The following is a 9,502-nucleotide window of genomic DNA, read 5'->3' on the forward strand; positions in this document are numbered from 1 at the left end:
GGGGCCTACAGCGCCGTGGCCTTGCCGGCCTCCAGCCGCAGCACCCTGGCCGGAGCCGCGACCTTCTTGAGCTGGCCCTCGAGCTCCTCGGGCGTGCCCTTGAGCAGCGGGAAGGTGCCGTAGTGCATGGGCACCAGGGACTTGACCTTCAACAGGCGGGCGGCCTGGGCGGCCTCGGAGGGACCCATGGTGAAGTGACCGCCAATGGGAAGCATCGCCACGGTGGGCTTGAACTGCTCGGCGATGGTGGCCATGGAGGCGAACACGCCGGTGTCACCCGCGTGGTACAGCGTGGGGCCGTTGGCGATCTCCAGCACATAGCCCACCGGCGCGCCGGCGTACTGCGGGGGAGACTTGTCGTCGGCGGCGTAGCTGCTGGAGTGCACCGCCTCCACGAAGTGGATGGTGACGTCCTTCACCTGGAAGGTGCCGCCCGCGTTGGCCCCCACGCCCTTGTCCTGGGGCAGGCCCATCAGGTTGATGAGCTCGTAGGAGCCGAACACCTGCGCGCCCGTCTTCGTCGCCAGCTCCTTGGCGCTACCCGCGTGGTCGAAGTGCCCGTGGGTGACGAGGATGGCGTCCACCGTCTCCGGCGGCTGCACGCCCTGGGGTGCCTTGGGGTTGCCCAACCACGGGTCGATGGCGATGACCGCACCGCCCGGCGTGCGCACGAAGAAGCCGGCGTGGCCCCACCACGTCACCTCCGTCTTGCCCTGCGCCGCGGCCGCCTTCGCGCCCTGCCCCTTCTGCTGGGCCGCCGCCGTCCCGCCCACCATCAGCGCCGCCACCACCACTGCCACCAGATTGGTCCGCATGTACGTCCCCTGTCGAAACGAGAATGACCGTCGCGGAGCCCTGGGCCCTCGCGAACGCGCGATCGACTAGCGCGCCCTCACGGCTGGCTCAATCTCGATTCGACTCTCGACGTCAGAACGCGACACCGAAGGCCAGCCGGGGCGTGGGGACGAGCTCCACCCGGATGGCCTCCTCCTCGGACGACTCGAGGTCCGGGATGGCCCGGTATTGGGCCGAGAACCCCGCCGCGAGCGTGAAGCGGTCGAAGAACACCAGCGTCCAGCCGACGCTCCCGCCGACTCCCAGCCCGAAGGCCTTGCGCAGCCCCTGCTCCCGGCGCTCGCGCTGATAGTCCACGGCGACCTCGGGCCCGAAGTAGATGCCGCTCGGGGCCTTTCCAATCACGAAGATCCTCGCCCCCAGCGTGCCGCCCAGCGTCAGATGCCAGGAGCGCTCGGCACGGCCATAGGCGAACTCGGGCGCCAGGTAGAGCGAGAAACCCCGGCCGAGCGCCCGCTCGTACTCGACCCCGAGCCGCCGCTCCTTGAGTACCAGCGGGTTGAGGGTGAAGGTGTTCCAGGGGCCCTTGTCCTCGGGAGGAGGAGCCGGCTTGCCGAGCTTCGACAACCACTCCTGGAAGCGCGTCAGCGCGTCGTCCTCCGCCAGCGCCACACGCGGGCCGAGGAGACACAGGGCAAGGAGTGGGAGCAACGCGGCTCGGAGCATGGAACCCCCGCGCCTCACGGCCGCGGCAGCGGCTTGGGCGCGAGCCGGCGCGCCGCGCGTCCGGAGAGCACGTCCGCCAATGCTTCATTGATGGGCAGTCCGGGGTACTTCATCAGCCACATGAACTCGCCCGACGGGTTCACCTCGAGGAAGACATGCCGCCCCTCGGGGGTGACGATGAAGTCGAACGCGCCGTAGTTGAGCCCCAGCGCGTCCATCAGCTTCAGCACCTGTGCGTGGAGGGGCTCGGGCAGCGTGTAGTGCTTCCACTCGCCAATGAGCGCCACGCCCTCGCGACGCCAGTCCTCACGGGCCCTCGGCAACGCCTGCGAGTCGATGGAGGCCGCCATCACCCGGTCCCCCACCACCGTCACCCGCAGCTCCCTCGCCTTGACCACGCGCTCCTGGAAGGTCATCGGACACAGCTCCAGGCCGTCCAGGTCCTCCAACTGCTTCGCCGTCAGGGGGGTGGTGAAGACCACCTGCTCCTGGCCCTTCTCGTAGACGGCGAACGACGCCATCATCTTCGTCACCACGCCGCCGGGGCAGGCCGCGGCGAAGGCGCGCACCGCCTCCGCATCATTGGTCATCAGCGTGCGCGGCACATCCATCCCCAGATCGCGCGCCAGCTTGAGCTGCAGTGGCTTGTGTTCCGAGCGCCGTACCACCTCGAGCGCATCCAGCTGGAAGACGCCGAGCGCCGCCATCATCCCGAACACCACCCGCCGGCTCTCCTCCACCGAGGGCTGCCGCAGCTGGGGATCCATGTCCTCGGGAATGCGCGCGCCCGTCGCGTTGCGGCGGTACCAGACGGCGGTGACCTCCGACAGCTCGAGCACGCCCGAGGGCCCGGAGAGCCGCCCGCCACCCGCCTCGTCGAGCGAGAGCTGGAGGTCGGTGGGGAACAAATCCGTATCGAACCGGTAGACCCGCTCGCCACGGGACTCGAGGGCGCGTGCCACGGACGTGGGCGCCTCGTTGTCCTTGGAATGGGTCACGATGAGAATCGTCATGGAGAAATCCGTGTCTGCCCGTCAGAGGGCGGTGCCCTCGGATGCGAGCGCCTCGGCCAGGGCCGCGGCGATGGGCAGGCCGAGATCCTTCTCGAGCATGCCCCACTCCCCTCCGGGGTTCACCTCGAGGAAGACGTGCCGTCCCTCGGGTGTGACGATGAAATCCGCGGCGCCGTACACCAGCCCCAGCTCGGCGACCAGGCGGACCAGGCGCGCCGACACTTCCGCCGGCAGCGAGCCCTTCTCCCAGCTCACCTCGTCTGGCTTGGAACGCCGCCAGTCCACCTGGCCAGCCACCGAGCGGGAAGCATCGATGGCGCCCACGAAACACTGCTCGCCCACCACCACCACCCGCAGCTCGCGCAGCTTGTCGATACGCTCCTGGAAGACCATGGGGCTGTAACGCAACCCGTCGAGCTCATCGAGGTGCTCGGGACCGATCGCGCTCGTGTAGACGAAGGCGCCACCCCCGGCCATGGACTGAGACAGGGGCGTCAGCATCTTGGCCACCATCCGGCCATTCACCTGCTCGAAGAGGGCGCGCACCCGAGCGGCGTCGTTGGTCACCAGCGTGCGCGGCACTTCCAGTCCGAGCGCGTGGGCCAGCCGGAGCTGGCGCGGCTTGTTCTGCGCCGGCAGGTCGGCCTCGAGCGGGTTGACGAAGCGGCAGCCCGCCGCCTCCAGCCCATCGAGGAAGCCCTCGAGCGCCGCCTTCGACTCGCGCATGCAGCCCGCGCGGAAGGCGGGGTCCAGCGACTCATCGAGCCGGGGCGACACCAGCCGGCGCAACCACACCGACCGGATGTCCTGCCCGCGCAGCTCGCCGGACGCGGTCCGCAACGTCACCTCGGCTCCCTCCCGCCCCAACGCGGACGTCAGCTCCAGCTCGGCCGGAAAGCCATCCGTGTCGATACGCAGCGGGCGGACCCCCCGCCGCGACAGTTCCTCCGCCACTCGATCGACCGTGTAATGGTCGCCGCTGTGGGTGAGAAGAAGGACGATGTCGCGGGCAGGGGGTGTCATGGGGCATGAGGCGCGGAACCGAGCGCCAGCGGATCGTTAGATCACACCCTCGTCGCCATCCGAGGGGTACTTCAGGGTCACGTTGCCCAGCGTGGAGGGGGACTCCTCGTCACCGTCCGAGGGGTACTTCATGGTCTGGTCCTCGTCGCTGTCGGAGGGGTACTTCTTGGTCGCACCACCCGCCACCTGCTCCAGCTCCTGCTCCTCGAGCAGGCGCGCGAAGAACGGCTTCTTGTTCTCAAGGGTCTTCTTCATGGTCCAGTCTCCTTGGTGCTGATCTGACCTGTCTTCCAGGCGGTTGTACGAGCAACCACAGCCACTATGGATTCCCCACTTATCTGGATCAAGACAAACCGCTGTATCGCTCCTCTTAGACGCGCTGACGTGGCATCGGAGCACACACCGTGTGTGAATGCCGTCACCTGAAGACAACCCGGGCCAGAGCATTCTCATTCGACGGGAAAAAACCACGAAAAATTATCGCGTCAGGATTTACGCGGCACGTCGTCTCTTCCCCATGAAAGGAGCGGTGACGATGCGAACGATGACGCAGCCGGACACGATGAATCCGAAGCAGCACCACAACCCCGCCGGTCTCGCCAACGTGCGCGTCAGCGCCTTGCCGGCCCCCTCCTCGCAGTGGCGGTATCGGCGCCACCCCCTGATGAAGCGCGGTTTCCGCGGGTGCTTCGACTGGCGCCCCCACCCAGGCCTCTTCTTCTGATGCTCCGCCTCCCGAGTGTGTGAGGCGGCGGCGAAGGAGGCCGGGTTCCCGAAAGGGTCCCGGCCTCTCGCATTTCCAGCCTCATCCATCCGGGGACGTAGAGCGTTACGCGAAGACGCACTGGCCTGTAGAGCCGGAGCCTTCAATGGCCCGCTGGGTTCGACTCCCAGCGTCCCCACTCGGCAGTGGAAGCACGTGTTCCCTGACAACTGAATCGCAGTGGTGAAGCGCCGCCTGCCTTCGAGAGAGGCGGCACACGCCTCCGTAGCTCACGGGTAGAGCATCCGCCTCTTAAGCGGACGGCGAGGGTTCGAGTCCCTCCGGGGGTAATGCAACACATTTCACGGTAGCTCAATGGTAGAGCGGGCGGTTGTTAACCGCCGGGCTGGGGGTTCGAGTCCCTCCCGTGAAGCTTCATCGGGATGTAGCTCAGCCTGGACGAGAGCGCGTGCTTGGGGTGCACGAGGCCGTCGGTTCAAATCCGGCCATCCCGACTTCATTGATGGTTGTCTTTCCTGGGTGTAGCTCAACTTGGTAGAGCGCGCGGTTCGGGTCCGCGAGGCTGCAGGTTCGAATCCTGCCACTCAGATGTTTGATGTTGGCTGAAGGCAAAGGGTGAGCCACCGGTCTGTGAATCCGGTTCCAGAGGGTTCGAGTCCCTCCAGCCGACCTTCGCCTCCGTAGCTCAGGGGATAGAGCGCACGGCTCCGAACCGTGAGGCCGCAGGTTCAAGTCCTGCCGGAGGCAACAGTTTCGATGCGGAGTGGGACCTGCCGTCCCACCGGGTCTCATACGCCTGGGCCGCAGGGTTCGACTCCCTGCTCCGCAACTTCATCATGCCGTCCTGGCGTAGGTGGTCCGCGCGCCCGTCTGAAGAGCGGGAGGACCGGGTTCGATTCCTGGGGACGGCACTCGCAGCACACGCACCGTATTGCAACAGGCTCCCCAACCCGTCCGCGTGGCCCAATCGGGAGAGGCAGCCGGCTCAAACCCGGCTCATGTGCGAGTTCGACTCTCGCCGCGGACATCTCACCCCGAAGGAAACCCCGAGTCATGGAGACGCTGGTCCTCAGCCCATCCTACGAACCCGTGGCACGGATCTCCTGGCAGCGCGCGATGATGCTGCTGTGGCAGGGCAAGGTCGAGGTGGTCGAGGAGTACGACGACCGCATCGTCCGCTCCGTCACCCTGGAGATCCGGATGCCGTCCGTCATCCGCTTCCTGCGCGGCGAGCGGCGCAAGGGACGCGGCATCAAGTTCAGCCGCGACAACGTCTACATGCGTGACAGCTGCCGGTGCCAGTACTGCGGCCGGAAGGTGTCCCGCCCCGAGGCCACGTACGATCACGTCGTGCCCCGGGCCCAGGGCGGCCGCACCACCTGGGAGAACATCGTGATCGCCTGCGTGCCCTGCAACCAGAAGAAGGGCGGGCGCACGCCGGTGCAGGCGGGCATGAAGCTGCTCTCCTCTCCCGAGAAGCCTCGCAAGCTCCCGGGCTCGGTGCGGCTCACCTTCGCCTACGAGAAGGGCATGCCCATCTCGTGGAGGAAGTTCCTCCGTGACGTCGCGTACTGGCACACGGAGCTGCAGGAGTGAGCGGCGGGTGTGGGAGGCCACCAGAGGTGGCTTCCTCCGGACCTGCTCCGTATCCGGAGCGGGCTCCGACCAGGGAAGCCAGAGGCAACCCCGGGCCCGTACGCCCCGCGCGCCGGCAGGCGGGTCCTGCTGCCGGCACATTTCATTTCCGTCACACCCCCTGGGGACAAGACCCGGAAAAGTTGGGAACCCGTCAAATCCCCGCTGCCTTGACGCGCGGCGTAATGAACGCACCCACGCAACGAGCGCATGGATGCGCGCTGGACACAAACCCCGGCAGGGAGGACGCACATGGAGTGGCTCGAGTTCGGTCGTTGGTCTCCGGAAGTGGAGCAGCTCCTCGCGCACCAGGCGGCCCGCCTGAGCGCCACGGTGAAGCCCTACCTCCCGCCCCCGAGGTCCGAGAACGCCGGCGCCCTGGCACGGAAGCTGGAGGCGCTGCTGCGGCAGACGCCGGCCTCCAATCCCTGGGGGCACCCGGCCGCGGAGTGCTGAGCCTCGCGGCCGTGCCATGGCGGGCCACGCCCGCGTGACAGGGGCGGAAATGGCTCCGGCTCGGGAGTGCCGGGGCCCACCACTGCGTTTCAGCACGCTAGAGTGCCCCCCGCGCGCCCGACGAGGCGTTCCCGACCATGGCCACGAGGAAGAGCGAGGACAGTGAGAGACTCATCGACCGGGACCTGACCGCGCTGGCGCGGGACGGGAAGCTCACGGCCGCGTACGGCGTGGACGGTCCGGTGATGGAGGTGTTGGGCCTGCTGTCGCGAGGGGGCAAGCACCCCCTGCTCTCGGGAGAGCCCGGGGTGGGCAAGTCCGCCGTGGTGCAGGAGGTGGCGCGCCGCATCATCGAGGGCCGCGTGGACGCGGAGCTGGCCCAGGCGCGGATGGTGGAGGTGTCCGTCGCCAACATCCTGGCGCGCAGCACCCAGCGCCAGGCGGCGGAGTCGTTCGAGGAGCTGTTGGCCTGGCTGAGCCGGCACCCCTGCCCCATCGTCTACATCCGGGATCTGCCCGCGGTCATCGGCGGCCCCCTGGCCCCCGTGGCCTTCCGGGCCCTGCGCACCGGAGGCATCCGCTTCATCTTCGAGACCGAGCCCAAGCGCGTGCAGGAGCTGCTGCGCGCGGACGAATCGTTCTCCGAGCGACTGCACCTCGTGCCCCTCCAGGAGCCGCCCGCCGAACGGGCCCGGTGGATATTGGGCCGCGTGGCCGAGGAGCTGGAGCGCCAGCTGCATCTGCCCATCGACCCGGCGGCGTGCGACCTGACCCTGCGGCTGGCCTCCAAGTTCCTGCTGGCCCAGAGGCTGCCGCGCAAGGCCATCGAGCTGCTCAAGGAGACGGCCGCGGAGGCCGCCGGCGGGGCCAAGGACCGCGTGGGCCCCGAGGACGTCCTCACCCGCTTCTGCGCCACCACCCGCCTGCCCCGCTTCGTCGTGGACGACGCGATGGCGCTGGACCTGGAGGAGACCGAGCGCTTCTTCGGGGAGCGGCTGCTGGGGCAGACGGACGCGGTGCAGGCCGTGCTGCGCTCGGTGGCGCTGCTCAAGGCGGGGCTCAACGATCCGCGCCGGCCGCTCGGCGTGTTCCTCTTCGCCGGCCCCACCGGCGTGGGCAAGACACAGCTCGCCAAGCTGCTGGCCGAGTACCTCTTCGGCTCTCCGGACAGGCTCGTCCGCCTCAACATGGCGGACTTCCCCAACGACGGTGACGAGAGCGTCCCCTTCGGGGCCTCGTGGGCGCCCGCGCTCGAGACGAAGCGCGGCGAGCTGACGGCCCTGTTGGAGGGCAAGGTGTTCACCGTGCTGCTGCTCGACGAGTTCGAGAAGGCGGCGCGCAGCGTGCACGACCGATTCCTTCAGCTCTTCGACGAGGGCACGTTCGTCAACGGCGCGGGAGAGACGATCTCTTGCAACAACACCGTCATCGTGGCCACGTCCAATGTGGGCGCGGAGGTGTACCGCGAGCCGGCCATCGGCTTCATGGGCTCGCGCCGTCCCGAGGAGCTCATCACCGAGGTGGACCGGCGCATCGCCGAGGCCTTCCGTCCCGAGTTCCTCAACCGCTTCGACGCCATCTGCCACTTCCAGCCGCTGACGAAGGTGGAGATCCGGAAGATCGCCCAGCGCGAGGTGGGCCGGGTGCTGGAGCGCGAGGGCATCCGCGCCCGAGGGCTGGACGTGGAGGTGACGCCCGCGGTGGTGGACCTGCTGGTGGAGCGGGGCTACTCGCCGCAGTTCGGCGCGCGCTACCTGCAGCGGGAGATAGAAAAGACGCTGACCGCGGCGCTGGCGGTGGAGATCGCCCGCCGGCCGCTGCCTCCGGGAGCCCCGGTGCGGGTGGAGACGCGGCCGGGCAACAAGGTGGTGGCGGTGGCCGAGCACACACCGCGCCCGCGCGAGGAGACGGCCCAGCTCGCGCTGCCCACGGAGAAGTCGGTGTCCGCGGTGAAGCGGCGCCTGGACAAGAAGTCGCTGCTCAACGAGATGGACCGGCTGGTGGGCCGGGCACGGGCGCTGTCGGTGTCGGCGAACCGGCCGAGGCTGGAGGAGCGGCGCGCGGAGCTGCTGGCGGCGACCCAGGCGCCCAACCTGTGGGATGAGCCACAGCGCGCGGCGTCGACGCTGCGGGCCTTCCGGTCGGTGGAGGCGCAGCTCAACGAGCTGGACCGGCTGGAGGAGCGGACCACCTTCGCGCGGCGGCTGGTGCGCGAGGCGAAGGGAGAGGCGCAGCTCGCGTCGGCGGCGAAACAGGTGGAGGACGTGGCGCGCGAGGTGCAGATGGCCGAGGTGCTGGGCGCGGCGGGGGCGACGGACCACGGCGACGAGGCGCTGGTGGACATCTGCGCGAGCGAGACGGGCGAGGGGCAGGATGCCTGGGTGCAGGAGCTGGCGACCATGTACCTGGGGTGGGCGGAGCGGCGCGGCTACGAGGCCACGGCGGTGGCGGAGGCGGAGGAGCCCTTCCGGGTGGTGGTGCGGATCGCCGGACCCGGTGCCTATGGCTACCTGGCGGGCGAGGCGGGTCTGCACCGGCGCCTGGAGGAGGAGAAGCGCCAGCGCGCCTACGTGCGGGTGCACCGGGGCGGGCCGGTGGAGGAGCCGGAGAGCCTGGACGTGGAGGGCCGCGAGGTGAAGCGGCACGAGGGCACGTACCTGGCTCGGGTGAAGACGGAAGTGACGGTGCGGGACGAGACCACGGGCCGGATGATGACGCTGGCGGGCGCGGGCGAGCTGGAAGAGATGAAGGACATCGCCTCGCGGGTGGTGAAGGGCCAGGGCGGCAGCAGCACGGCGGACGAGGCCCGGCGCTACCATCTGGGCCGAGGGGCTCGGGTGGAGGACCCGCGCACCGGGGCTGGCACTCCGCGAGTGAAGGACGTGCTGCGCGGCGAGCTGGACGTCTTCATCGCCGCTTGGATCTCCCGTCCGCCCACGACGGGCCCCACTCCCACCGCGAACTGATTCGAGTGGGGGGGAACTGCCGGGCGCGGTCCGCACGAACTGGTCCGATGGCAGGGTTGGTCGGAATAAGGTGACGGGAAAAGTAGGTAACAGCAAGCAACCATGCTGGAGACGACCTGCTGCCCACCAGAAGAGCAGCCGACGAAGCGGAGGCGAGTGCCGCG

The 9,502-nt window shown here is 68.9% G+C and carries 9 protein-coding genes and 9 tRNA genes; 13 read left to right on the forward strand and 5 right to left on the reverse strand.

The genetic code is table 11. From position 1 onward, the window contains the following. Positions 1 to 5: 5 nt before the first annotated feature. The 5 genes from NR810_RS20245 to NR810_RS20265 form a co-directional block, all read right to left on the reverse strand. Positions 6 to 815: a metal-dependent hydrolase gene (locus NR810_RS20245; RefSeq protein WP_257454691.1), complete on the reverse strand. Its 810-nt coding sequence runs from the start codon at positions 813 to 815 to the stop codon at positions 6 to 8. A 112-nt stretch (positions 816 to 927) separates the two neighbouring features. After that, a complete protein-coding gene (locus tag NR810_RS20250) occupies positions 928 to 1,506 on the reverse strand; it encodes a hypothetical protein (protein WP_257454692.1) in 579 nt (192 codons plus the stop codon). A 29-nt stretch (positions 1,507 to 1,535) separates the two neighbouring features. Next, the gene (locus tag NR810_RS20255) at positions 1,536 to 2,534 is read right to left on the reverse strand and encodes an MvdC/MvdD family ATP grasp protein (RefSeq protein ID WP_257454694.1); all 999 of its coding nucleotides are present in this window, start codon (positions 2,532 to 2,534) and stop codon (positions 1,536 to 1,538) included. A gap of 21 nt (positions 2,535 to 2,555) precedes the next feature. After that, complete coding sequence (locus NR810_RS20260) at positions 2,556 to 3,557, reverse strand: MvdC/MvdD family ATP grasp protein (RefSeq protein WP_257454696.1); 1,002 nt, start codon at positions 3,555 to 3,557, stop codon at positions 2,556 to 2,558. 36 nt (positions 3,558 to 3,593) lie between these two features. Continuing rightward, positions 3,594 to 3,812 carry a microviridin/marinostatin family tricyclic proteinase inhibitor gene (locus tag NR810_RS20265; protein ID WP_257454698.1) on the reverse strand — a complete coding sequence of 73 codons (219 nt, stop codon included), beginning with the start codon at positions 3,810 to 3,812 and terminating at the stop codon, positions 3,594 to 3,596. Between the two features lie 280 nt (positions 3,813 to 4,092). On the opposite strand from NR810_RS20265, the gene NR810_RS20270 reads away from it, so the two are divergent. The 13 genes from NR810_RS20270 to NR810_RS20330 all read left to right on the forward strand — a co-directional run bounded on the left by NR810_RS20270 (position 4,093) and on the right by NR810_RS20330 (position 9,338). After that, complete coding sequence (locus NR810_RS20270) at positions 4,093 to 4,281, forward strand: hypothetical protein (protein WP_257454699.1); 189 nt, start codon at positions 4,093 to 4,095, stop codon at positions 4,279 to 4,281. A 91-nt stretch (positions 4,282 to 4,372) separates the two neighbouring features. After that, positions 4,373 to 4,459, forward strand: a tRNA-Tyr gene (locus tag NR810_RS20275). Positions 4,460 to 4,539: 80 nt separating this feature from the next. Next, positions 4,540 to 4,610 (forward strand) — tRNA-Lys (locus NR810_RS20280). Positions 4,611 to 4,621: 11 nt separating this feature from the next. Then, positions 4,622 to 4,693 (forward strand) — tRNA-Asn (locus NR810_RS20285). Between the two features lie 6 nt (positions 4,694 to 4,699). Beyond that, a tRNA-Pro gene (locus NR810_RS20290) sits at positions 4,700 to 4,775 on the forward strand. 21 nt (positions 4,776 to 4,796) lie between these two features. Next, positions 4,797 to 4,870: transfer RNA gene (locus NR810_RS20295), tRNA-Pro, on the forward strand. Between the two features lie 9 nt (positions 4,871 to 4,879). Continuing rightward, positions 4,880 to 4,951: transfer RNA gene (locus NR810_RS20300), tRNA-His, on the forward strand. Between the two features lie 4 nt (positions 4,952 to 4,955). Further along, positions 4,956 to 5,028 (forward strand) — tRNA-Arg (locus NR810_RS20305). Between the two features lie 91 nt (positions 5,029 to 5,119). Then, positions 5,120 to 5,192: transfer RNA gene (locus NR810_RS20310), tRNA-Phe, on the forward strand. Positions 5,193 to 5,233: 41 nt separating this feature from the next. Continuing rightward, positions 5,234 to 5,308 (forward strand) — tRNA-Leu (locus tag NR810_RS20315). A gap of 26 nt (positions 5,309 to 5,334) precedes the next feature. Next, positions 5,335 to 5,877 (forward strand): HNH endonuclease, encoded by a 543-nt coding sequence (locus NR810_RS20320; protein WP_257454700.1) that lies wholly within the window; start codon positions 5,335 to 5,337, stop codon positions 5,875 to 5,877. A 291-nt stretch (positions 5,878 to 6,168) separates the two neighbouring features. Beyond that, positions 6,169 to 6,372, forward strand: a complete 204-nt coding sequence (locus NR810_RS20325; protein ID WP_257454701.1) for a hypothetical protein — start codon at positions 6,169 to 6,171, stop codon at positions 6,370 to 6,372. A gap of 137 nt (positions 6,373 to 6,509) precedes the next feature. Further along, complete coding sequence (locus tag NR810_RS20330) at positions 6,510 to 9,338, forward strand: AAA family ATPase (RefSeq protein WP_257454702.1); 2,829 nt, start codon at positions 6,510 to 6,512, stop codon at positions 9,336 to 9,338. The last annotated feature ends 164 nt before the right edge of the window (positions 9,339 to 9,502 follow it).

Source organism: Archangium lipolyticum, assembly GCF_024623785.1.
GTDB lineage: Bacteria > Myxococcota > Myxococcia > Myxococcales > Myxococcaceae > Archangium > Archangium lipolyticum.